This window comes from Algoriphagus sp. A40, from assembly GCF_002002735.1.
In the GTDB taxonomy this organism is placed as follows: Bacteria; Bacteroidota; Bacteroidia; order Cytophagales; family Cyclobacteriaceae; genus Algoriphagus.
Genome location: NZ_MUNY01000065.1, coordinates 1 through 23,626 on the forward strand (window position 1 = coordinate 1; position 23,626 = coordinate 23,626).

16 protein-coding genes and 1 tRNA gene are annotated in these 23,626 nt (G+C 43.0%); 13 read left to right on the forward strand and 4 right to left on the reverse strand.

From position 1 onward, the window contains the following. Nucleotides 1-395: 395 nt before the first annotated feature. From B0E43_RS16720 to lpxB, 7 genes are all read left to right on the forward strand, one after another. Nucleotides 396-3,395, forward strand: a complete 3,000-nt coding sequence (locus B0E43_RS16720; RefSeq protein ID WP_077351866.1) for a SusC/RagA family TonB-linked outer membrane protein — start codon at nucleotides 396-398, stop codon at nucleotides 3,393-3,395. Nucleotides 3,396-3,408: 13 nt separating this feature from the next. Beyond that, nucleotides 3,409-4,839 (forward strand): RagB/SusD family nutrient uptake outer membrane protein, encoded by a 1,431-nt coding sequence (locus B0E43_RS16725; RefSeq protein ID WP_077351868.1) that lies wholly within the window; start codon nucleotides 3,409-3,411, stop codon nucleotides 4,837-4,839. Between the two features lie 14 nt (nucleotides 4,840-4,853). After that, nucleotides 4,854-5,678 carry a DUF4843 domain-containing protein gene (locus B0E43_RS16730; RefSeq protein WP_168171963.1) on the forward strand — a complete coding sequence of 275 codons (825 nt, stop codon included), beginning with the start codon at nucleotides 4,854-4,856 and terminating at the stop codon, nucleotides 5,676-5,678. A 156-nt stretch (nucleotides 5,679-5,834) separates the two neighbouring features. Further along, on the forward strand, nucleotides 5,835-9,299 hold the full coding sequence (locus tag B0E43_RS16735) for a S8 family serine peptidase (RefSeq protein ID WP_139352803.1): 3,465 nt from the start codon (nucleotides 5,835-5,837) through the stop codon (nucleotides 9,297-9,299). A 1-nt stretch (nucleotide 9,300) separates the two neighbouring features. Then, nucleotides 9,301-10,002 (forward strand): hypothetical protein, encoded by a 702-nt coding sequence (locus tag B0E43_RS16740; protein ID WP_077351874.1) that lies wholly within the window; start codon nucleotides 9,301-9,303, stop codon nucleotides 10,000-10,002. A 104-nt stretch (nucleotides 10,003-10,106) separates the two neighbouring features. Continuing rightward, on the forward strand, nucleotides 10,107-10,532 hold the full coding sequence (locus B0E43_RS16745; protein ID WP_077351876.1) for a 6-carboxytetrahydropterin synthase: 426 nt from the start codon (nucleotides 10,107-10,109) through the stop codon (nucleotides 10,530-10,532). Nucleotides 10,533-10,612: 80 nt separating this feature from the next. After that, nucleotides 10,613-11,722: a lipid-A-disaccharide synthase gene (lpxB, locus tag B0E43_RS16750; RefSeq protein ID WP_077351878.1), complete on the forward strand. Its 1,110-nt coding sequence runs from the start codon at nucleotides 10,613-10,615 to the stop codon at nucleotides 11,720-11,722. Nucleotides 11,723-11,753: 31 nt separating this feature from the next. On the opposite strand, the gene clpX is transcribed toward lpxB, so the two are convergent. The 4 genes from clpX to B0E43_RS16770 form a co-directional block, all read right to left on the reverse strand. Next, nucleotides 11,754-12,977, reverse strand: a complete 1,224-nt coding sequence (gene clpX / locus B0E43_RS16755) for an ATP-dependent Clp protease ATP-binding subunit ClpX (RefSeq protein ID WP_077351880.1) — start codon at nucleotides 12,975-12,977, stop codon at nucleotides 11,754-11,756. 2 nt (nucleotides 12,978-12,979) lie between these two features. Next, nucleotides 12,980-13,651, reverse strand: coding sequence for a ClpP family protease (locus B0E43_RS16760; RefSeq protein WP_077351882.1), 672 nt, complete (start codon nucleotides 13,649-13,651; stop codon nucleotides 12,980-12,982). A gap of 77 nt (nucleotides 13,652-13,728) precedes the next feature. Beyond that, nucleotides 13,729-15,057: a trigger factor gene (locus B0E43_RS16765; RefSeq protein ID WP_077351884.1), complete on the reverse strand. Its 1,329-nt coding sequence runs from the start codon at nucleotides 15,055-15,057 to the stop codon at nucleotides 13,729-13,731. Between the two features lie 92 nt (nucleotides 15,058-15,149). Then, nucleotides 15,150-15,231: transfer RNA gene (locus tag B0E43_RS16770), tRNA-Leu, on the reverse strand. Nucleotides 15,232-15,397: 166 nt separating this feature from the next. Here B0E43_RS16770 and B0E43_RS16775 point away from each other — a divergent pair. The 6 genes from B0E43_RS16775 to B0E43_RS16800 all read left to right on the forward strand — a co-directional run bounded on the left by B0E43_RS16775 (nucleotide 15,398) and on the right by B0E43_RS16800 (nucleotide 23,344). Then, on the forward strand, nucleotides 15,398-17,614 hold the full coding sequence (locus B0E43_RS16775; RefSeq protein WP_077351886.1) for a bifunctional (p)ppGpp synthetase/guanosine-3',5'-bis(diphosphate) 3'-pyrophosphohydrolase: 2,217 nt from the start codon (nucleotides 15,398-15,400) through the stop codon (nucleotides 17,612-17,614). Between the two features lie 50 nt (nucleotides 17,615-17,664). After that, nucleotides 17,665-18,132 (forward strand): Fur family transcriptional regulator, encoded by a 468-nt coding sequence (locus B0E43_RS16780; RefSeq protein WP_077351888.1) that lies wholly within the window; start codon nucleotides 17,665-17,667, stop codon nucleotides 18,130-18,132. Then, the gene (locus B0E43_RS16785) at nucleotides 18,133-18,474 is read left to right on the forward strand and encodes an STAS domain-containing protein (protein ID WP_077351890.1); all 342 of its coding nucleotides are present in this window, start codon (nucleotides 18,133-18,135) and stop codon (nucleotides 18,472-18,474) included. A 143-nt stretch (nucleotides 18,475-18,617) separates the two neighbouring features. Next, nucleotides 18,618-19,889 (forward strand): adenylosuccinate synthase, encoded by a 1,272-nt coding sequence (locus B0E43_RS16790; RefSeq protein WP_077351892.1) that lies wholly within the window; start codon nucleotides 18,618-18,620, stop codon nucleotides 19,887-19,889. Between the two features lie 99 nt (nucleotides 19,890-19,988). After that, the gene (locus B0E43_RS16795) at nucleotides 19,989-22,328 is read left to right on the forward strand and encodes a PKD domain-containing protein (RefSeq protein WP_254423448.1); all 2,340 of its coding nucleotides are present in this window, start codon (nucleotides 19,989-19,991) and stop codon (nucleotides 22,326-22,328) included. Further along, nucleotides 22,325-23,344 (forward strand): type IX secretion system membrane protein PorP/SprF, encoded by a 1,020-nt coding sequence (locus B0E43_RS16800; protein ID WP_077351896.1) that lies wholly within the window; start codon nucleotides 22,325-22,327, stop codon nucleotides 23,342-23,344. Before B0E43_RS16795 ends, B0E43_RS16800 begins: the two co-directional genes overlap by 4 nt. Nucleotides 23,345-23,626 lie beyond the last annotated feature (282 nt).

Here is a 23,626-nt window from a genome sequence, read left to right on the forward strand (position 1 = left end):
TGTATACACTAAAATCAAAATATAATTTCAAATCTGTAACATTGTATTGATATTTAAATTCTTTTTATTGAGTTAGTGATAATTATTTGATCAATTAAAATTGTACTATAGCCTTTTGCCAAATATTACTATCTCAGTTTGGTTTGGATTTTTAAAAGAAATAAATTTTTTTTCTACGAATTAACTTTTGTTAACATTTGGTTGACCAAATATTGATTCGAATATTTTTTGATTCATAGCCTAATTCAGAATATAATTCTTAAAAGCTCTAATTTGCTGATACAATTGTTTGACTAACCCTCAAAACTTTTGTATATTATTCCTTGTATTTCAGCTTGATATGTTCAAGATTAGGAATATCACTGAGTATTTTCTTTAACCAAAATCTAACCAATATGAGGAAAACTTTACTTCTAGGACTCATACTGTTTTTTGTTGGCGCTACGGCGTTTGCGCAAGACCGTGTGATTACTGGTACCGTATTGTCCGCAGAGGATAACATGGGTGTGCCAGGAGCGACAGTTCTGGTAAAGGGAACCACCATTGGAACAGCCACAGATATTGATGGCAAGTTTTCGATTAGTGTCCCTTCCGGAAGCAATGTTTTGGTCTTCAGTTTCGTGGGTTTGACGACCCAGGAAGTGACGATCGGAAATCAGACCGTCATCAATGTGTCATTGGAACCGGATGTCCAGTCCCTTTCTGAATTTGTGATCACCTCCTATGGTGACCAATCAAAAAGGGAAATCACCGGTGCCATTGCCTCAGTAAAAGGTGAAGTCTTCGAAAACCTGCCCATGCAGTCATTTGACCGGGCCATTCAGGGTCGTATCGCAGGTGTCCAGGTTACCTCTACCACAGGTCAGCCAGGCGGTACACTAAATGTCCGGATCCGTGGAGTCGGTTCTATCAATGCCGGTAATGACCCGCTATATATCGTAGATGGGGTACAGCTTGGTTCTGGCTCTCAAGGCCAGGGTGGATCTCTTTCTTCTCAAGGTCCTCAAAACCCACTTGCAGCCATTAATCCAAATGACATTGAGTCAATCGAAGTGCTGAAGGATGCTGCTGCTGCTGCGATCTACGGTGCCCAAGCAGCAAACGGGGTTGTTTTGATCACTACCAAAAAAGGTAAAAAAGGTGCTACTCAGACGAAAGTTTCCATCCAGGAAGGTATTGTGCAGCCATTGAACCTCTATGAGGTGATGAATTCAAATCAGGTGGCTACCATCAAACGAGCAGCATATCAAAATGCCGGACTCAATACAGCAAATTCAGATGCTACCTACGGCAATCCCGAGGACACCAGCCTGGAAAATTACGATTGGGTAGATGAACTCTACCGAGATGGCCGTTTGAGCATTTATGATTTGAGCATGTCTGGAGGGGATGAAAAGACCAATTTCTATGTATCAGGCGCATATACCAAGCAGGAGGGGCAAATCATACAATCTTCTTATGAAAGAGGTACAGGTAGATTGAATATTACCCACAGACCAAACTCCAAATTCACAATTGCAGCGAATCTTTCCCTTTCTTACCAAAGGACTATGGGATCAATTGCAAACGGGAACTTTGTGAACGGACCTTTCTCTGCTGGTTTTACTATGAGACCGAATGTTCCCATTTACAATGAGGATGGTACATTTAAAGCGGATTATCCTTCAAATCACAACTTTGGATACAATATCGTTCAGGGTGTTTATCAGGAGTTGCGAAGAGGAACCACGGTGCAGACTGTTTCCAACCTTCAGTTGAACTATCAGATTACTCCATATCTGAGCTGGACTTCTTATTTCGGAGTTGACTTTGCTGATAATAGGGATGAAAACAACAGGCCTTCAACGATTCCGGTATTTGCCTCTTATAATGGACAATCTACTTTTGCTGACCGCAGAGCCAATAACTACAATACCAACCATAACTTCAATTTCAATAAAACATTCAATGAAATTCATACCATTTCCGGTATTGCAGGCTTTGAATACAAAGGGTATCAGGCAGAAGAGACTAACGCCACTGGCCGTGGATTTGCAGATCCCTCTTTGGTTTATCTTCAGAATGCGGCAGTTCCATTTTCAGTCGGAGGCTTCTTCACTGAATACAAGAGAATGGGCGTTTTTGGCCAGGTAAAGTACGATCTGAATGATAAGTATACTGTGGATGTTACGGCCCGTCGGGATGGACACTCCAGATTCGGAGAGGAAAACAAATGGGGAACGTTTGGGGCAGTTTCTGCAGGCTGGAGGATTTCCTCAGAAGGCTTTATGCAAGGTCTCGAATTCATTGACAACCTGAGACTTAGAGCATCTTGGGGCCTGACAGGTAACTCAGAGATTGACAATTTCGCATCAAGAACTCTGGTCGGTACCTCTGGTCAATACCTTGGTGCAGGAGGCTTGGCCATTACGCAGTTAGGCAATGATTTATTAACCTGGGAAGAAGCTGAGACCCTCAATTTTGGTTTGGATGCGACCTTCTTTAACGGTAGAATCATAACCACAATTGATTTATGGAGAAAAAACTCCTCGTCACTTCTATTCAATACCCCACTTCCAATTGATTCAGGGTTCGGTTCCATTACCAGAAATACAGGATTGGTTAGAAACCAAGGCATTGATTTCGATTTGCAAACCGTAAACCTCATCATTGGTAAATTTCAATGGAGTACAGCATTCAACATCACCCTTCTTGAGAACGAATTGATGGAGCTGTACAATGGTCTTGATAGAATAGGAAATACACTGATTGTTGGTAAACCGATTTCATTCTGGTACACCCATCAATATTTGGGAGTCAATCCTGCAAATGGCCGTGCCCTATATGCCGATGCGAATGAAAATCCAACCTACATCGTTGGAGATGCAACCCTTAGATATATTGGAAGTGGATTGCCTTCAAGCTATGGCGGTTTAAATAACACCTTTAGTTTTGGTCCTATTTCTCTTGATGTTTTCCTTCAGGGACAATTGGGGAACCTAGCTTCTAATGAAGATATATACAATCTTGAAGATTGGGGTTCAACCACTGGTAATATGAGAACCACCCAGTTGAACTACTGGAAAGCTCCAGGTGATATCACGTCAGTTGGTAAGCCATATGAGGGAGGTCAGGAGCCTGGAACTTCAAACATCGATACTTTCTCTACCCGTTTCTTAAGTGACGGTGGGTACGTTAGATTGAAGCAGGTGACATTAAACTATGTAATGCCGAGTGCAACAGCATCCAAAATTGGAATGAAGGGTTTAACAGTTTTTGTGCAGGGTCTCAATCTTTACACATTAACCGAATATAATGGGCAGGATCCTGAAGTTGTCGGTGTTGCATCTAATGTTTCTATAGGAAGATATCCTAATGCAAAACAGTATTCGGCAGGTGTTAACCTAACCTTCTAATCAAGCTACAGATATGAAAAACATATTTAAAATATTATTCCTAGGCGGAACGCTGGCAATTGGATCTTGCGATCTGGAAGTAGAACCAAGACAAAGCTTAACTCCCGAGGCAGCTTTGGCAAATGCCAACGGTTTTCAGTCTTTAATCAATGCCACCTATGGTATTCCAAGAGCATTCGGACAATATGGACAGACCATGATGATTGCTCCGGAAGTAATGGCTGATAATCTTAGAATTATTGCCAATACAGGCCGATATATTGGACAAGAAGCAAATGCCGACCGAGCCCATATCAGCCTTTGGACTCAGCAATTTTGGTTTGGTATCAACAATACCAATATCATTATCAGTGGAATTGCTGATGTTTCAGGAGATCAAGCATTGAAGGATAAGGTTTTGGGTGAAGCCCACTTCTTGAGAGCTTTTATGTACTTTGACTTAGCTCGGGTTTATGGTTACGAGCCTGGTAAAGAAGTGAATGGATTCAATAAGGCTGTGATACTAAGAACTGAGCCAACTCTTGGATTCTCGGATGCTGATTTCAAAGCCAGAGCTACCAACAGAGAAGTATATGATCTGATCATCTCTGATTTGCAGACAGCAATCAATTTGCTTTCACCTGCAACCATTGGTTCAGCCAATGTTTTCCGTGCCAACAAAGGTGCAGCGCAAGCGCTTTTGGCAAGAGTTTACCTCTATGATTCCAAGTATGCGGAGGCAGAAGCAATGGCAACCCAGGCGATGGCTTCCTTTGGATTGACAGATGCAGGTACAGGTCTTTTGACTCCGGCAAATTATGTCACAGCATTCTCAACCGCTCCGAATCCTGAATCTCTTTTTGAGATAGAAATCAGATCAGTCGATTGGTCTACCGTAGATGGAGTAAACAACTCTGTATGTTCTCTGACAGCAAACGTATATGCCAGTGCTCAGTTTATCCTGACAGCATCGGATGAATTGCTTGGATCCTATGAGACTGGTGATATCAGACGAGCTACCTGGACAGAAACGACCCGATCCGGCGCTTCTGGACCAGTGTACCGATCAAATAAGTGGTTGGGACACAAAGGTGATTTCCTTCAGAATCTTCCGATTCTTAGAGGTGCTGAATTGTATCTGATCAGAGCTGAGGCACGATACAGAACTTCCAATGCAGCAGGGGCAAGAGCGGACCTCAATGCTTTGAGAAGTAAAAGGGGATTGGCAGCAGTTGACGCAGGACTTTCTGGAGATCCTTTGTTTGCACAGATCATGAAAGAAAGAAGACAGGAGTTTGCACTGGAAGGACACCGTTGGTTCGATTTGAAGAGAAACGGATTGACTATCTCCAAGTCTGCGAGATTCGAGCCTGTTCCATACAGCGATTATAGATTGCTTGCTCCTATTCCAAACGATCAGCTTCAATTGAATGACCTGCTGGAACAAAATCCAGGTTATAACTAAAATTAAAAATGACGATGAAAAAGTTATATATCTATTTCGCAGTTGTGTTTGCCGCCATTGCAATGACATCCTGCTTTGATGATCCGGGGGCCGAAGCTTTCTTCGAGGGAAATCAAGTGGAATTTAATGCCGGTGCACTACCAAACGGTCTGACATCCACGCTGACTCGAACAAGTGGTACCCAGACTGACATCCTCCAGGTGCAGGTAAACAGAGTTTCCACTTCTGCAACGGCAGCGATTACAGTCAATATTGCTGTGGATCCGACTTCTACAGCGGTCAAAGGGGTTCATTATTCCCTTGCTTCGAATTCGTTGACGATCCCCGCAGGAGAGTTTGTCGGGAATTTTCCGGTGACTATTCTTACAGGAAATATTCAGCCAACAGAAGCCCCTGTTTTGAAACTGGTGATTGATTCAGCAACCGGTGCAGAGTTGTCTCCCAATTATGCGGATCTTTCGATCAACATCAAGGTAGTTTGTACCTCTGCGATTTCGACAAATGCTGATGTTTGGGTGGCAACCACTTCCACCATCTATGGGAACTTCACGAAGGATGTAACATTCAAACCACTACCAAATGGCCAATATACGGTTTCTGATGTTTCAGCAGGAATGTATGCGGCTTTTGGATTCTCTGGTACCCAAGAAGTAATATATGGTGATAATTGTGGGAAAATCACGTTTGTCCGTACAGGCCAAGTGGAATTTGCGATCACCAACCCGGCTTCCGGGGAGACGGTGGGAGCTTATGATGCCGCTGCCAAAACAGTAACCTTGTATTGGGCTGATGTGCCAAATGATATCATCAATGCAAAAACCACTCTAGTGAAAAAATAAGGCTTATGTAAATCAAAAAAGGAGGGCCTGGCCCTCCTTTTTTTTTGAAATTTTTAACGAATATGAATTTAGGAGTGTTTAATTAAAGGATATTTTCGGTTGATCTTTGGATTGCCGGGATTATTTCAAGGAATTGGTAAGGAAGAAGTAAGATATATGAACAAAATTCTAAAGGCTAGTAGGTTCATTTTGTGTTTCGCTGGGATTTTATTTTTTGCAGAGAGGGGATTTTCTCAGCAGATTGACTTGGAGACAAAATGGAAAGATGCAAGAATAGAAAGTGAACAAAGCTTGCGTGGAAGATTGGGTTCATTTACTCTTTCAAAACCACTCAACCAATATAGTTTTCCATTTCTTAAAGAGGAGAGGGGATTGAGACTCAGTGATGGGTATTTTTCCAAAATCCAGTATTTAGATGAATCCGGATATCCGGTGATCTATGCTCCCCACAATATCAATGCAGCAATTACCACAGGGGCGAATCACCTTCAGCCCGGTGGATCTTTGGGACTGAACCTTACTGGAAAAGGATTAGTAGTTGGGATTTTTGACCAAACCAGACCAAAAAGAGACCATCCGGAATTTGGAAACCGACTTACGCAAGTGGACGGTTCAACAGAAACGCTAAGTGACCACGCTACCCATGTTTCGGGGACAGTTTTGGCTGCTGGGGTCAACCCAGGTGCAAAGGGAATGGCTAATGAGGCTACCGGTTGGTCGTTCAATTGGGATGCGGATGTATCCAAAATGTTGACTAATGCTTATGATCCAGATTCAAAACCCAATGGAATGCTGGTTTCAAACCATTCCTACGGAGTGGTTTTGGGGTGGACACAAGAGGGGGCAAACTGGACCTGGGCTGGAAACGCTTCGGTAGATCCCAACGAAGACTGGAGGTTTGGTTTTTATTCCAGCAAATCAAAGGCAATAGATGAACTTCTTTACGCCAGGCCGTATTATTCTGTGGTTTGGTCTGCTGGAAATGACCGGGATGACCGTGGCAATGGTACCCGGCCACCGGATGGGCCAGATGATACAATCGGACCTGAAGGTGTAGCTAAAAATAACATTACAGTAGGGGCGGTTTCCCAGGTTCTGGATTACACCGGGCCAAATTCCGTTGCGATTTCTTCTTTTTCATCTTGGGGACCTACCGATGATGGCAGGATCAAGCCGGATTTGGTCGGAATGGGAGTTAATGTTTTCAGTTCCTCAATTTCATCAACTGAGCAAGATTCCTACGCCAGTCTGAGTGGAACGTCCATGGCCGCGCCCAATGTAACGGGTTCGCTTTTCCTTCTGCAGCAGCTATATGGACAGCGAAATCCTGAGAAATTTATGCTGGCATCCACCCTCAAAGCTTTGGCGATCCATACCGCCAAGGAAGCCGGACCTTCACCGGGGCCTGACTACATGTATGGATGGGGACTTTTGGATGCAAAAGCTTCCGCTGAAATGATTTTGAATGAAGATGGAACCAGTCGATTGATCAGGGAACTGATTCTGGATCAAGGGTCAACTTTTGAATATGAAATAGTATCTGATGGGATTACCCCTATCAAAGCCACGATCGTCTGGACTGATCCCGCGGGAACACCAGCCGGAACAAGTGTGAATCCAACAAATCTGATGTTGGTAAATGATCTGGACCTAAGAATTTTTGATGAAGATGGAGTAGAATATTTTCCCTGGACATTAGATCCGGCTTTGGGAGCAGGTGCAAGAGGCCTTCAAACCGGTGACAATTTCAGAGATAATGTGGAGCAAGTGCTAATTACTTCCCCACAGCCAAAAAAATATACCGTTAGAATCACTCATAAAAATGGGCTGACATTTGGAATGCAGCCATTTTCGCTGGTATTTACTTCAGGAGCTCTTGACGGAGCAGATGAAACCCTTTATTGGATCGGCGGAGCAACTGGCAACTGGAGTGATGGTGCAAATTGGTCTTTGACAGCTAATGGCCCCTCTGCAGGAAAAATCCCAGCGGAGGGAACCCGCGTGGTTTTTGACGGACCGTCCGGACAAAACAAAATCGTCAATTTAACCGGTGCTTCCCGAGCATTCAGTGTTAATGTGTTTGGAAACCATGTGTTGACACTTGACTTGAACTCCCAATCCCTTTTGGTTTCCAATGGCTTTAGGATAAGCAATCAGATTACAGAAGTGAAAAATGGAACTATTGTATTTGATTCGGAAAGTTCCAATGAACTCTTAGTCGAATTTGGCCAGGCACTTTTTGAAAATTCACGCCTGAAGTTTGAAGGAGGTAATTGGCGGGTGATTTCCGGGGACAAGCTGGACGAAATTGAAATAGAATCCGCCCAAGTCAGTTTTGATATGACTGTATTGGATGCGAATCAAATCCGGATCCAGCCAAACGGGGTTTTGGGAGGTGATTTTGAGACACTGAAATTTTCAGAATCCTTATCTGTCAGCAGTTCAGGCCAGCTAAAAGAAAATCTGACAGCTCAGTTTGGAGGAGCAAATGGACAGTTTTCAAATGCTTCCCAAATTCCATTTGCCGGACTTGAAATCCTTTCTGGGACTTTGGTACTTAGCAGTGACGGGATTACCAATCTCGAAATTTCCAACGGAAAAGCGGTTTTAGCAGCGACACCGATTGTGGTTGAAAAACTTGAACTCGGGCCCGGAGGTACTTTGGAATTTGGACAGACCGGGACTTTTTCTGTGCTGAGCGAAATCCTTTCGACTGCGACTGAGCAATTAAAAGCTTTGATTACTGCTTTGGCAGTTGGAAGCACCTTCTCTTATGATGTTTATCGCAAACTCTGCTTTAGCCATTTGAATGTGACCAATGTGAATAAAACAGGGCAGGGTATTATCAATCTGGGAATAGGTTCCACAGTTCAAAACGCAAGCGGTTGGCTAAGACAAAATTGCGAAGAAGTGCTTTTTGCAAAGTTTGAATCAGCCTATCCATGCGTTGGCGCAGCGGTGACTTTCGACAATCAAAGTGAAGGAGCAGTTTCCACTTATTTCTGGGAATTTGGCCAGCAAGGAACCTCGAGTCTTGAAAATCCAATTTTTGTCTTTAACACTCCGGGAAATTACCGGGTGAAACTGACCATTTCTAACAGCCAAGGCTCTACCTCTTTTGAACAGGAAATTGTGATTGGTTCCAATGAACTTCTGAAACCGATTATAGTGGTAAACGGTGATCAATTGACCTCTCAGCAACCTGGAACTTCCTATCAATGGTATTTGAATGGCCAGGTAATTCCGGGTGCCGTTCAGCGCAGCTATGTGGCAAATTCAGATGGTTCGTACCAAGTCGCAATCTTTGATGCCGTTTGTAACAGGCTTTCCGATCCTGTGATCATTTCCGCGATTCCTGAGCCAGACTTGAGCAGGTTTGGGATTTTTGTAGGACCCGTACCATCTTATGACCAGGTAAGTGTCCAATTCCTCAATGAGTACAAAGGGAAGATCACACTTTCCTTGGTAGATATGGCAGGAAGAGTCTATTCGACCAAGGTTGCTGGCAAAAATGGAAATGAATTAACAGAGGCCATTTCACTTCCGGCCCAAGCCGGTTTGTACTTGCTGAAAATTGAAACCAACAACCTGATTTTGCACAAAAAGCTAATCAAGTATTAGAATGAAAAAGATATTGGTAATAATGGCTTTTCTGATTTCGGAAGGTGCATTTTCACAAATTTCGAATGTCGATTTTAACGGAGTTCCGGCAAAGTTGACCCCCTACAGTGGAATCGACGGATCACCCTATCTCTTTGCGGATTGGGCGAAAGCAGACCTTGCCACAACCAATGCAGGCCTCAAAGAGGATGTGGCTTATCGTTTCAATATCCATGACAATGAACTTGAGGTGGTAAATGATGCAGGAAATACAATTTACCTCGATAAGGATTATTTGGAATATGCTGTTCTTCAGAGGCCTTCAATTTTAATCGCTCAGAGTCAAATTCCGGGATTGCTTCCAAATTTGCTCTTCAAAAAGGGATTTGAATTTATCAAAGGGATAGGTCCTAAAGATTTGGTAAATGTGTTGGGAGAAGGTGAAAAGTATACCCTGATCCGCAAGTTTTATTCAGATTTGGTCACACCGCCAAAAAACAGCTATGCTCCTTCAGCAGGTCAAATGTTTGTTTTTGAAGAAACTTACTTTCTGATAGATGCCAATAGGCAAGTAACCCCTGTCAAACCCAGAACCAATGTCATTCTGAAAGCACTTGATCCGGCTGATGTGGAAAAAGCCAAGGAAATAATCAAGAATGGAAAATTTGACTTATCAAGAGAAGATCATCTGGTTCTTTTTTTTACCGAATTGAATAAAGTTTGATTTTCAAAAGAGCCCATATACTGCGTAAGCTTCAGCTTAGGTCCCTCTTAGCGATTTCTTATCCGTTTACTTTTGCCTAACTTCGCAGCGAATTTCAAAAGCCGATGATTTACATCTCCCGAAAGGAACACTTCAACGCTGCCCACAAACTGTGGAACCCAAACTGGTCTGACGAAAGGAATTTTGAGGTTTTTGGACCTTGCGCCAATGTCAACTGGCACGGGCATAATTTTGAGTTGATCGTGACAGTAAAAGGCCTTCCTGATCCAGAAACAGGTTTTGTTGTGGATTTGAAGCAGTTGAGCACTTTGATTAGAAAACTAGTCATCGACAAAGTTGACCACAAAAATCTGAATGTGGATGTGGATTTTATGCAGGGAAAACTTGCAAGCTGTGAGATTTTGGTGATGGAATTTTGGAAGATTTTGGAACCTGCGATTAAGGAAATCACAAAGTTTGGAGGATTGAATAAACTGACGCTTTACGAGACCCCGAGGAATTTTGTCGAATACTTTGGGGAAGGAATTTAAAATTGAGAATTGAAAATGTAGAATGAAAAGTAGGTCCTTAAGCCTACTTTTATTTTTTTAAATCAAAAACCATATCTGAATTGAAAAAAATCTACATCATATCCGGTGAGCGCTCAGGCGATCTCCATGCCTCCAATTTAGTTTCGGCAATGAAGGGCCTTGACCGGTCTGCCCAGTTTCGGGGAATGGGAGGGAACTATTCCAAAGCAGCCGGAGTGGATCTGGCAGTGGATTATTCTGAAATCGCAGTGATGGGGTTTTTGGAGGTGGTCTTGGGTTTTCGAAAGGTCTTGAAATACCTAAATCTGGTCAAAAAGGACCTGTTGAGTTATCGTCCTGATGCCCTGATTTTAGTAGATTATGGCGGATTCAATATGAAAATCGCTGCTTTTGCAAAAGAGAAAGGAATACCTGTCCACTATTACATTCCACCAAAAGTTTGGGCATGGAACCAAAAGAGGGCTTTGAAGCTAAAAGCTTTCACAGATCAGATTTACTCCATCCTTCCGTTCGAACCTGAGTTTTTTGAGAAGTTTGACATGAAGGTGCACTATGTGGGAAATCCTCTTTTGGATGAAATCCGGAAGTTTAAGCCTCATGATTTTTTCTTTCAAAAAAATGAATTGAGCTTCCAGCCCATCATAGCATTGCTTCCCGGAAGCCGAAAGCAGGAAATAGAATCCATGCTGGATAAGATGATCAGTTTGGTTAGGGAATTTCCGAATGCCCAGTTTGTAATTGCAGGTGTGGACAGTGTTCCGGATTCGGTCTATGAACCTGCGAGAAAAGCAGGGCTGAAAGTGGTGATCAACCAAACCTATGATTTGCTCCATCACGCCACCGCTGCGGTTGTCACTTCTGGGACAGCAACACTGGAAACTGCACTGTTCCGTGTTCCCCAAATCGTGGTTTACAGAACTTCCTCAGTGTCCTATATGATTGCCAAAAACCTGATCCGAGTGCCTTTTATTTCTCTAGTCAATCTGATTGCAGGAAAGGAAGTCGTCAAAGAACTAATTCAGGACGATTTTTCTGTTGAAAAGCTAAGAGAAGAGCTGAATCGGATTTTTACCAATGTGGTGTACAAGGGGGGAATACTTCAGGGATATGACTTGATTCAAGAAAGAATTGGAGAAGGGTCTGCCTCGGAGCGTACAGCAAAACTACTTTTGGATTCACTGAAAAAATAAACCCTGCCTCGAAGAAGCAGGGTTTGTGATCTTAAGCAACCTGAAGTCGCTTGAATTTCGATTTGTCAAACTTGGATCGGGCGTATCCTTCGTCAATAACCAGTTCTTTGATAGAATCGTCCGAAGGTACTTCATACATCGCATCAGTGATGATCGCTTCGCAAATGGACCTGAGTCCACGGGCTCCCAACTTATATTCGTCTGCTTTGTCAACGATGAAATCCAACGCACTATTCTCAAACTTCAAAGCAACGCCTTCCATTGCCAATAATTTGGTGTATTGCTTGACCAAGGCATTTTTAGGCTCAGTAAGGATTCGCTTTAAGGCATCTTTGTGCAAAGGATCCAAATGGGTTAAAACCGGAAGTCTTCCGATCAACTCAGGAATTAATCCGAATGCTTTCAAATCCTGTGCAGTCACGTACTGAAGGAGATTTTCTCTGTCTGCCTGCGGTGTATCACTGGTTTTGCCAAAACCCATCGGCTGAGTATTCAAGCGCTTTCCGATATGTCGTGCAATTCCGTCAAATGCACCTCCGCAGATAAAGAGAATATTCTCAGTATTGACCGCGATCATTTTCTGATCGGGATGCTTTCGGCCTCCTTGAGGTGGCACGTTGACCATCGTTCCTTCCAATAGCTTAAGCATGGCCTGCTGCACACCTTCTCCACTAACATCACGGGTGATGGATGGGTTGTCGGATTTGCGGGCGATTTTATCCAGCTCATCAATGTATACGATTCCCCGTTCGGCGGCTTCCACATTGTAATCTGCAGACTGCAACAAGCGGGTCAGGATACTTTCCACATCTTCTCCGACATAGCCGGCTTCCGTCAAAACTGTCGCATCTGCGATGCAAAAGGGTACTTCCAGTATTTTTGCAAGGGTTTTTGCCAGGTAAGTTTTACCGGTACCGGTATCACCTACCATGATGATGTTTGACTTTTCAATCTTGATGTCATCGTGGTCGTCCTTTTGTTGAAGACGCTTGTAATGGTTGTAGACCGCTACAGTCAATACTTTTTTAGCTTCTTCCTGACCGATCACATATTGGTCCAGGTAAGAAGTAAGCTCCTTGGGCTTCTTAAGTTTAAACTTAGGTTTTGCACCTGATTTCTTGGTTTTGTCTTCCTCTCCAAGAATCAGGTGAGCCTGGTCGATGCAAAAATTGCAGATATGAGCAGAAATGCCCGATACCATCAGATCTACATCTTTCTTATTTCTGCCACAAAAGGAGCAGGTTACTTGAGCCATGCTTATACTTTTTTAACTAATACTTCGTCGATCAAGCCGTATTCTTTGGCCTCCATAGCTTTCAACCAATAATCCCGGTCGGAATCTCTTTCGATTTCTTCATAGGTTTTACCGGTATGATTTGCCAGGATTTGATACAATTCCTCTCTCATCGAAAGGATAAGTTTCAACGAGATTTCCATGTCCCTGGACTGACCCTGCATTCCGCCTGAAGGCTGGTGAATCATCACTCGTGAATGCTGAAGCGCAGATCTTTTGTTTTTGGCACCACCGGCCAATAGCACGGCGCCCATGGATGCGGCTATGCCTGTACAGATCGTCGCCACATCCGGTCCTATGTACTGCATGGTATCATAGATTCCGAGACCGGCGGTCACAGATCCACCGGGGCTGTTCACGTAGAGCAATACATCTTTTTTGGCATCAACTGATTCCAGGAAAAGTAATTGGGCTACGATGATATTGGCGATGTGGTCGTCTATACCAGTTCCAAGGAAAATGATCCTGTCCATGATCAATCTTGAAAACACATCGATTTCCCGGAAGTTCTGAGGTCTTTCCTCAATTACAGACCGGGTCATATTTTCGATATGCTGAGTATATTGGTCAAATGCCGTTCCGCTGACGCCTTGATTATGAATGGCGTATTTTCTGAATTCTTCTTTGTTGATCATTTTTTGAGTCTGTTGTGGTAGCAAAAATAAAAAAGTCCTTTAAAAAAGGACTTTTCAATATAACTCTCTAAATCGATTTACTTCTCTAAAAGTTCCTTGAATTCGTCAATGGTAATGGTCTTTTCTACCAGATCAATTTTCTCCTGTACGAATGCCAAAACTTTTTCATTTTGTACCGAGGTCAGCATATTCATGTAGTTCTGACCTTCGTTTCCTTTCAGATAGTTGTCTACAAACATATCCATGCTTGCTTCCATCTGAGAACCTAGGCCTGAAGAAGCAAACTGCTCACGGATCATTTCTTTGGTTTTCTCGATTACATCGGCATGTTCTGCCTGAATGTTGTTGTCCTTTGCAACTTGATTAGAAATCAGAGACCAGATCAACTGCTTTGCGTAAATCGGATATTCCTTTTCCACATCTGCTTCTGATACTTTACCCTCATTTGCTTTCAACAACCATTCTTTAAGGAAAGAGTCTGGAAGGTCGAGGTTAGCTTTTTCGACCAATACTTTCTTCAGTTCTTCTTCAGTGAAAACTTTAGATTCGCGGTCGTAGCTTTCCTGAAGTGTTTCTTTCACTTTGGTTGTGAATTCCTCTTCAGAATTTACGGTTTCAGGGCCGAAGATTTTATCGAAAAAGTCCTGATCCAAAGTCGCAGGTTCTGTCCGGTTGATGTTTTTCACTGTGAAAGTGAAGGAGCCCTTTACCTCAGCTGCTTCTTCATCTGTCAAACTGAAAGCCTCTGACCATTCCTCTTTTTTAACTTCTTTTGCCTCAAATTCGACCACAGCATCTTTGCTTAGGCCGATGAATTTTGCGGCAACTTTTTTAGAAAGTTTTGAAAGTGGGAGGGACAGGGTTTTGGAAAAATCACCTTCAGTTGCGTTGAGGTCGCCATAGATATTGTCATTGGCTTCGCTCACTTCCGGGTTGGTGCTGTTCCCGTATTGTGACTTCAGGTTGTCGATTGTTTCGTTGACCAGTTTTTCGTCCACTTTGATGGAATATTTGGTTCCTTTTGTGGTTTTGTCCAAAGCCACAGCTACAGAATCCACAAATCCGATTCTGTATTCAAAGTCAAATCCTTTCTGGGTTTTCCAGTCAATGGAATTGTCCTCTTTTGCCACTGGAAGTGGTTCGCCCAAAATTCTGAAAGGTTGTTCTTTCAGATAGGTATTCAGAGACTCACCTAGAATAGCATTGATTTCGTCTACCAAAATAGAAACACCATACATGCCTTTCACCATGGAGATGGGAGCTTTGCCAGGACGAAAGCCTTTGATGGCAGCCTTTTTGGCGTAGTCCTTTAGTTTGGCATCAACCTTTGGTTGATAATCTGCTTCGTTTAGTGTAATTTTAATTGAAGCTTGATTTGCTGAATGCTTGTCTAATGTAATTTCCAAGGTGTATAAAATTAAACCGATGATGAACTAAAAACCCCCAATCTCTTTCCTGTCTGATCAAAAACAGTGGAGTGATTGAGGGCTTGATGCTGTGCGGATAGAGGGACTCGAACCCCCATGCCTCGCGGCGCTAGATCCTAAGTCTAGTGCGTCTACCAATTTCGCCACATCCGCATTGGAATCAATCAGACCGAGATTATTTGATCAATGATCTCCTTTTCCAATTGTGGATGCAAAGGTAAAGACATAATTTAATTTTTTACAATTGTCAGAAAAAATATTTCCAAAAAATGTGGAATCATTTAATCCCTGTCCCAATTTTGAATAAAATTCCACCCTTATGATCCCTGTGGACATAGAAGAAGAACGAAAGGAAATACTCAAGCGATACCGGAGGCTGCTCAAGCAGGCAAAGCCTATTTTGAAACCGGGTGATACCAAGCTGATCAAAAAAGCTTTCAATATTTCCCTGGAGGCGCACAAGGATATGCGCCGCAAATCCGGAGAACCCTATATCTACCATCCGTTGGAGGTTGCCTTGGTATGTGTCGAAGAAATCGGCTTAGGCACAACTTCAATAATTTCTGCTTTGCTCCATGATGTGGTGGAGGATACCGACTGGGAGCTTGAGGATATTGAGCGGGAATTTGGGCACAAGGTCATGACCATCATCGATGGATTGACCAAGATCTCGGGGGTTTTTGAATATGGAAGTTCGCAGCAGGCTGAGAATTTTCGGAAAATGCTCCTCACGCTTTCGGATGACGTACGTGTGATTTTGATCAAACTTGCCGATCGCCTCAATAATATGAGGACGCTTTCGAGTATGCCCCGCCATAAGCAGCTGAAGATTGCATCGGAAACGATGTATCTCTACGCTCCACTCGCACACAGGCTTGGCCTTTATGCCATCAAGTCAGAATTGGAGGATTTGTACCTCAAATACACCGATACCGATACTTATAAAGAGATCGTCAAGAAGATCAATGAGTCGAGAAGCTATCGGAACAAATTTATCAAAACCTTCATTCAGCCGATTGAGGAAGAATTGACCAGACAGAATTTTAAGTACACAATCAAAGGAAGACCAAAGTCTGTTTTCTCCATTTTCAATAAAATGAAAAAGCAGGGGATTCCATTTGAGGAAGTATATGATCTGTTTGCTATCCGAATAATCTTGGACAGTGAGCTTGAGAATGAAAAGGCGGATTGTTGGCAGGTTTATTCCATCGTCACCGATTTTTACAGACCCAACCCTGATCGATTGAGAGATTGGATAAGTACCCCGAGGTCAAATGGCTATGAGTCACTCCATACCACAGTAATGAGTAATACCGGACAGTGGGTAGAAGTTCAGATACGGACTGACCGGATGGATGAAATCGCCGAACGAGGCTATGCCGCCCACTGGAAATACAAAGACAGGGACAGTTCATCAAAATCAGGTTCCGGTTTGGACGACTGGATCAGTCAGGTGAGGAGCATCCTTGAATCAAACGACGGGAATGCGATTGAATTCATGGATGATTTCCGGGGGAATTTATTTCACGACGAGGTCTTTGTTTTCACTCCCAAAGGGGATTTGAAAGTGCTTCCTGTTGGTGCTACTGCCTTGGATTTTGCCTTTGAAATCCACACCGAAATCGGGGCAAAATGTATCGGAGCGAAAGTCAACCAACGACTTGTACCCATCAGCCATAAGCTGAAAAACGGAGATCAGGTAGAAATCCTGACTTCAAACAAACAAAAGCCCTCGGAGGATTGGCTCAATAATGTCGTCACTTCCAGAGCCAAAGCCAAAATCAAAGATGCCCTGAGGGAGGAGAAGAAATCGGCGATTTTGGATGGTAGAGAAATCGTCCAGCGGAAGCTAAAAGCCATGAAAATGGAATTTAATTCTGAAACTGTCGAGCAGTTGCGGGCCTACTTTGAACTGAAAACTGCGAATGAATTTTATTATAGAGTTGGAAAAGGAATTATTGATCCAACTTCGATCAAGTCCTTTAAAGACTTCAAGGAGAATCAGAAAGCTAAAAGCAAGGCCAGCGAAAAAGTCAAAGACGAATCTTCATTTACCAAAGAAATCAAAAGTCTGAAAGGTTCCGAACACGATCAGCTGCTGATCGGGGAGGACATGGATGTGGTGGATTACATTTTGGCCAAATGCTGCAATCCGATTCCAGGAGATGATGTGTTTGGTTTTGTGACAATCAATGAGGGTATCAAAATCCACCGGACTTCCTGTCCAAATGCTCTGGAATTGCTTTCCAACCACGGAAACAGAGTCATCAAAGCCCGCTGGACCAGCCAAAAAGAAATCGCATTCCTGGCCGGGCTGAGGATACTCGGCACTGATAGGGTAGGACTGATCAACGATGTTACCAAAGTGATATCCAATGAGCTGAAAGTAAACATGAGATCCATTACAGTGGATTCAGATGCTGGGATATTTGAAGGTGCGATCAAACTTTATGTTCACAGCACCGAGCATTTGGACCACCTGATCAAAAATCTTCAGCAGGTGGATGGAATTATAAAAGTTTCCCGATTTGACTGATTGAATCTTTTATTAGAGACATAAGTTATATTTGAAAAAATACGCAGAAAATGCCCCTTAATACCACCCATTTTGAAGAGGTCAAAAAGATATTTACAGCCTATCTGGAAAACCAAAAACTCCGAAAAACACCTGAACGCTATGCGATTTTGGAGGAGATTTACAGTCGGACTGGACATTTTGATGTTGAGGGACTTTACATCAGTATGAAGAACAAAAACTATCGCGTCAGCCGGGCGACAGTTTACAATACCCTGGATTTGCTCGTGGAATGTGACTTGGTGACGAAGCACCAGTTCGGGAAGAATTTGGCTCAATTCGAAAAGTCCTACGGCTACAAACAGCACGATCACCTGATTTGTGTGGAATGCAGCCAAGTGATGGAGTTTTGTGATCCGAGAATCCAAAACATCCAAAATACCGTAGGTGATATTCTGCACTTTCAGGTCCTCCATCATTCACTTATTTTGTACGGAAACTGCACCAAAGAAAAGTGCGAAAATCGAAAAGCCAGTTAAATGAAACTAACCTATATCACCCAAAAGGGTGAAAAAGCAAATTACTTATTTATACAAGGTGACCTGATCGGTGACGAAGTCGGTCCGAAATTGGTGGAAGTGGTATCTGATGCGATTCAGGATGGTGCTAAAACCTTTGTAATCGATCTGAGCGAAGTTCGGTATATCAGCTCCAGCGGAATTGGATTATTGATCACCATGCTGACTAAAATGCGTAATGTAGGAGGAGAAGTTTATTTGACCTCGCCTTCTGACCATGTCAAGAAGCTTTTGATAATCACCAAACTAAACAATATTTTCACCGTCTTTGATTCGGTAGAAGATTTTAATGCTAAAAATTGAAAATTGAGCCTTATTCAAGGCTCTTTTTATTTTTTGGAACATCAATAAGATAATAAATAGGATGTTTCCCTTGGTTTTCTATCCCCTTATCGCAAATTTCGCCCTTTAAAAAAATTCGAATAACCGATTAGACTGCACATCAAATGAAGATGGATGTATTGCTGGGTCTCCAGTGGGGAGATGAAGGAAAAGGTAAAATTGTTGACGTGTTGGCTCCTCAATATGAGGTTGTTGCCCGATTCCAAGGTGGTCCAAATGCCGGCCATACCCTGGAATTTGACGGCATCAAACATGTGCTTCACCAGATTCCTTCAGGGATTTTCAGATCTCAAATCCTTAACATTATTGGAAATGGGGTGGTCCTCGATCCGATCATTTTAAAGAAGGAAATCGAAGGATTGGGCAAATTTTCGATCGATTATCAAAAAAATCTGGTGGTCTCCAAAAAGGCAACCATTATTATTCCAACCCATAAGCTTTTGGACGCTGCCTACGAGCAGTCAAAAGGAGATAAAAAAATCGGTTCCACCTTAAAAGGGATTGGCCCGACTTACCAGGATAAAATTGGCAGGTCAGCCCTTCGGATCGGTGATATCTTGAGTCCGGATTTCCGTGAAAAGTATCAGGTGCTTGTAGATAAGCATAAGACCACACTTTCATTCTACAGCTTTCCGGTAGATAAATTGGAAGAAATGGAAGGACAGTTCTTCGAAGCTGTTGAATTCGTGAAGTCACTCAATTTGATTGACTCCGAATATGTAGTCAACGATGCTTTGGCTTCTCATAAGAAAATCCTTGCCGAAGGAGCTCAGGGATCTTTATTGGATGTGGATTTTGGAAGTTATCCTTTTGTCACTAGCAGTACTACAATGACAGCTGGTGCCTGTACCGGATTGGGAGTGGCGCCATCCAAAATCGGCGAAGTGTTTGGAATCTTCAAAGCATATTGTACCAGGGTTGGAAGCGGACCTTTTCCGACTGAGCTTTTTGATGCTACCGGAGAAGCGATGCGAAAAGAAGGCAATGAATTTGGCAGCACCACAGGCCGCCCACGCAGATGTGGTTGGCTTGATCTGCCGGCATTGAAATATTCCATCATGATCAATGGGGTAACTCAACTGTTCATGATGAAAGCCGATGTGCTGAATATCTTTGATGAAATCAAAGTTTGTACAGACTATGTGCTTCCAACCGGAGAAAAGATCGACAGACTGAGTTTTGAAATCACCGACTTGGATGTGAAGCCTGTCTATAAACCAATGAAGGGTTGGCATTGCTCACTGGCAGATGTCCGTTCTTATGACGAATTTCCAACAGAATTAAAGGAGTATGTGGCATTTCTTGAGGAAGAACTTAAGGTGCCGATCAAGCTGGTATCAGTCGGTCCGGATCGAGTTCAGACCATTTTGAGATAATTTTCTTAACCATATGTAATCAAGCTCCCGAGGTTCTCTTCGGGAGCTTTTGTTTTATAGCCCCTTTGTCATTTTATTTATAATTCTAAAGAATTGGATTTGAAGGGGATTTTGAAATATCTGGTAGTTGCACTTTTTGCCTTGCTTGGGTCAAAAGCAGGAGCCCAAGTCGGTTTTCCTTATTGTGAGTCTTTTCAGACTGCAAGTACACAGGCCAATACCATTTTTGGCGGGGATGCCAGGCTGGTCGATGGGGTTCTCCGGCTTACTACAAATCAATTGAATCAGCGGGGATTCGTGTATTTTGATATCCCTTTTCCCTCTACCTATGGGCTAAAAGTAGAATTTGAGTATTTCAGCTACGGAGGGACAGGGCTGTATTTGGCAGATGGTCTTTCTGTTTTTCTCTTTGATGGTGATACCCAAAATTTCAATCCCGGAGGTTTTGGTGGTTCCTTGGGATATGCACAGCGGAGCAGCGAGCCCGGTTTATCCAATGGATATTTGGGAATCGGTTTTGATGAATATGGGAATTTCGGGAATAGTTCTGAGGGAAGAAATGGAGGATTTGCCGGGATTGGACAGAATGTGCTAGTTCCCAATGCAATAGTTTTGCGTGGTCCTGGAAATGGAAATTCAGGATATCCATTTGTGGTGGGAAGAAAAACCACCTCAACAGGAAATGACGGGTTACTGCCTGGAGGGCAATTTGAAATCAGTTCAGGAGGTTCAGGTACCTCCAGGGTGACAGACCCGATGCAAATTGGATATAGACGGGTCAATCTGGAATTGCAACCTGATCCAGATGGAGTTGGCTTTTTTATTACCCTTTCCATGGTTGTAACAACTCAAGCCGGTCTGCCCCGTCAAATCACAATCTTTGACCGACCTTTTGACTTTCCGGCTCCCAAAAATCTTAAAATCGGATTTGCTGCTTCGACAGGAGGCTATTCAAATTTTCATGAAATCAGGAATCTAATTGTAGAAGTATCCGCAGACGATAAGCTTTTGGAGCCCCAGGGAGTGGATTTTTCTGATTTTTCATCCTGCGCCGGCCAGGAAAATCAATTTTACATCACTGATCAAGAGGTAGTTTTACCCAATGAAAACAGCGCCATCCGATGCCTCCAGTTTTATAATTCAGAGGAAAGCATAGAAGGGGAATCGGAGGACATTTGTTCTCAAGCAAGATGCCTTGAGCAGAACCGAGTCTTGATAATGCCACAAGGGACCTTCAGAGCAAGTGATCAAGCAGGAGGCTTTACTTTTTTTCCAAATGAAGAATACATTGGACAGGAGGTCACCGTTTTCTATACCATCACTGACAGCTACGGAAAAACCTCCCAAGGGAACTCCATTACCCTGGCTATTGAAGAATCACCAAAGCCCATTAACCTGCAGGTTTCAGGCCAGAATGAAGTAATTGAGAAGGTGGATATTTGCCAGGGAGATGCTGTGACCTTTGAAGGATTGGGCAGTGAGGAATACGAGCGCTTTGAATGGTATAAGGATGGGGAATTGATAGGAGGGGCGATTCAGCAAATTTTCACAACCGGTGAAGAAGGGATCTATCAGGTCATTGGATATAACAGAAAGAATTGTCCGGCAAAAAGCAATGAAGTAAAGGTGGCGTTCCCAAATTTCCCTGCAATTGGTATTACCTCCCCTGTGGTTGGTTGTGAAGTTGGTCAGCCAGTCGACCTGACTGCATATATACCTGACTACGACCCTGCAACTTATGATTATGAGCTTTCAGGCAGTGGGCTAATCCTGTTAAATGACGAGATGAAGACTGTTTCCAAATCGGGAGATTATCAACTGAGGGTCAAATTAAAAAGCCTCGAATGTTATTCGGATCCAGTTCCTTTGGAGGTGTTCATCCAGGAAAAGGAACTTACCGTGGATTTTGATTTTGGAGTGGAGGGATCAGGTGTAAAGGATGTAGCTGGCGGGGGTATTTTCCCGGATGATGTGATTGAGTTCTTTGATCTTTCTGATGAAAGGGCTGTGAAATGGGAATGGGACTTTGGTGACGGGGCTAACTCGCAGGATCAAAACCCAAAACACGTTTTTGGGAAAAAGGGAGAATTCGAAGTTGAATTGGTAATAACGGATATGTATGGTTGCCAGGAGACGGTTTCACAAATTGTAGCTGTCACACGCAGTTTCCGGTTGATGGTACCTACAGGATTTACACCTTTGGATTCCCAAAACAAGACCTTTCTTCCCAAGCAAAAAGGGTTGGTTCAGTTTGAACTGTTGATTTTTAACATTTGGGGAGAATTGATTTTTAGTACAAACGATCTTGAAACAGAAGGCTGGGATGGTACCCTGAAAGGAAAATTACTGGACGCAGGACTATATATATACCGTGTGAATGGTGTGGCCACAGACGGAGAGAAATTGGAGGAAAGCGGTAAATTCAGGCTGATCCGATGAAAAAAATCTTGTTTGGAGGAGTTTTTGTTTTTTGGAGCTTTTTGATTTTTGCTCAGGATATCCAATACAGTCAGTATTACGCCAATCCGATTTATTTGAATCCTGCATTTACTGGAAGTACAGGAATGACCCGGGTGGGAGTGAATTTCAGAAATCAGTGGCCTGCTTTGGATGAGAGCTTTGTGGCCTATACAGCCTACTTTGACCATTATGAGGAGCGGATCAACTCGGGGTTTGGGTTGATTGTCCAAGGGGCACAGGAATCGTTTACCCAGACTAGCCTGAATGAAATCGGTCTCGTCTACTCTTATCGGTTAAGATTGAGTGAGAAAAGCTATGTCCAAGCTGGGGTTCAGGGCAGTTTTGTTTCAAGAGATGCACTTTTTGACCGGGTTATCTTAGGGACCCAACTTGACATTGACAAAGGTGTGATTTTGGGTGAGCCAGGAGATGCTTTTGAAGGCGACAGTCAGATCAAGACGGCAGATGCCCATGCGGGTATTTTGTATTATGGTGAAAAAGCTTGGTTTGGGGTATCAGTGGCCCATCTGTTGGAGCCGGAGATGAGCTACCTGGCAGACAATACCAATCAGCTTCCAATGAAGTATTCTTTGCATGGAGGGTACCGTATAAACTTATTAGCAGGGGATATCAACGATTATTTCAATAATACGGATCAGGAGCGTTCCCTGGCTTTGGGATTCAACTTTAAGCAACAAGGACAATTTTCTCAGTTGGACCTTGGAGCTGAGTTTTTCTTTGAGCCATTGGTTTTGGGATTCTGGTATCGCGGCCTTCCGACGAAGTATTCTCTCCCAAACAATGAAGCCTTGATATTCCTTTTGGGTGTAAATATCCCTTCAGGCTTTGACTTGGGTTATAGTTTCGATTATTCAATATCAAAACTTGGATATTCCTCTTCTGGAGGTGCCCATGAACTGTCTTTGAGATATGTTTTTTCTTCTAAGAACCGTAAAAAGCAGTATTATCCCCCACTGCCTTCCTTTAGATATTGATTTTCAGTTCATTTTTAAAATAAAATTTTGTTCACAAGCCAATTTTAGATTTCTAGGCAAGATTTTCAGTTGAATTTCTGGAAAATCAGTTTAAAATTTTTCCCAATCATTTTCAGGGGTTTAGGTAGAAAGGAGATTTTTTTCTTGGGAAGGTATTGTTGTGGCCAAAAAAAGGGAGATATTTGCACTCCCAATCGACGCGAACGGCGCCGGGGTCAGGTTGAAAGAGCGGAAGTGGGGGAGTACCGGAGCAGATTAAGTTTCGGATATTCAGGGGAGAAG

Bases quoted from the DNA above. Each gene is read 5' to 3' on its own strand.
- B0E43_RS16720 (WP_077351866.1), top strand. From the start codon at position 396: ATGAGGAAAACTTTACTTCTAGGACTCATACTGTTTTTTGTTGGCGCT.
- B0E43_RS16725 (WP_077351868.1), top strand. From the start codon at position 3,409: ATGAAAAACATATTTAAAATATTATTCCTAGGCGGAACGCTGGCAATT.
- B0E43_RS16730 (WP_168171963.1), top strand. From the start codon at position 4,854: ATGAAAAAGTTATATATCTATTTCGCAGTTGTGTTTGCCGCCATTGCA.
- B0E43_RS16735 (WP_139352803.1), top strand. From the start codon at position 5,835: ATGAACAAAATTCTAAAGGCTAGTAGGTTCATTTTGTGTTTCGCTGGG.
- B0E43_RS16740 (WP_077351874.1), top strand. From the start codon at position 9,301: ATGAAAAAGATATTGGTAATAATGGCTTTTCTGATTTCGGAAGGTGCA.
- B0E43_RS16745 (WP_077351876.1), top strand. From the start codon at position 10,107: ATGATTTACATCTCCCGAAAGGAACACTTCAACGCTGCCCACAAACTG.
- clpX (WP_077351880.1), bottom strand. From the start codon at position 12,977: ATGGCTCAAGTAACCTGCTCCTTTTGTGGCAGAAATAAGAAAGATGTA.
- B0E43_RS16760 (WP_077351882.1), bottom strand. From the start codon at position 13,651: ATGATCAACAAAGAAGAATTCAGAAAATACGCCATTCATAATCAAGGC.
- B0E43_RS16775 (WP_077351886.1), top strand. From the start codon at position 15,398: ATGATCCCTGTGGACATAGAAGAAGAACGAAAGGAAATACTCAAGCGA.
- B0E43_RS16780 (WP_077351888.1), top strand. From the start codon at position 17,665: ATGCCCCTTAATACCACCCATTTTGAAGAGGTCAAAAAGATATTTACA.
- B0E43_RS16785 (WP_077351890.1), top strand. From the start codon at position 18,133: ATGAAACTAACCTATATCACCCAAAAGGGTGAAAAAGCAAATTACTTA.
- B0E43_RS16790 (WP_077351892.1), top strand. From the start codon at position 18,618: ATGAAGATGGATGTATTGCTGGGTCTCCAGTGGGGAGATGAAGGAAAA.
- B0E43_RS16800 (WP_077351896.1), top strand. From the start codon at position 22,325: ATGAAAAAAATCTTGTTTGGAGGAGTTTTTGTTTTTTGGAGCTTTTTG.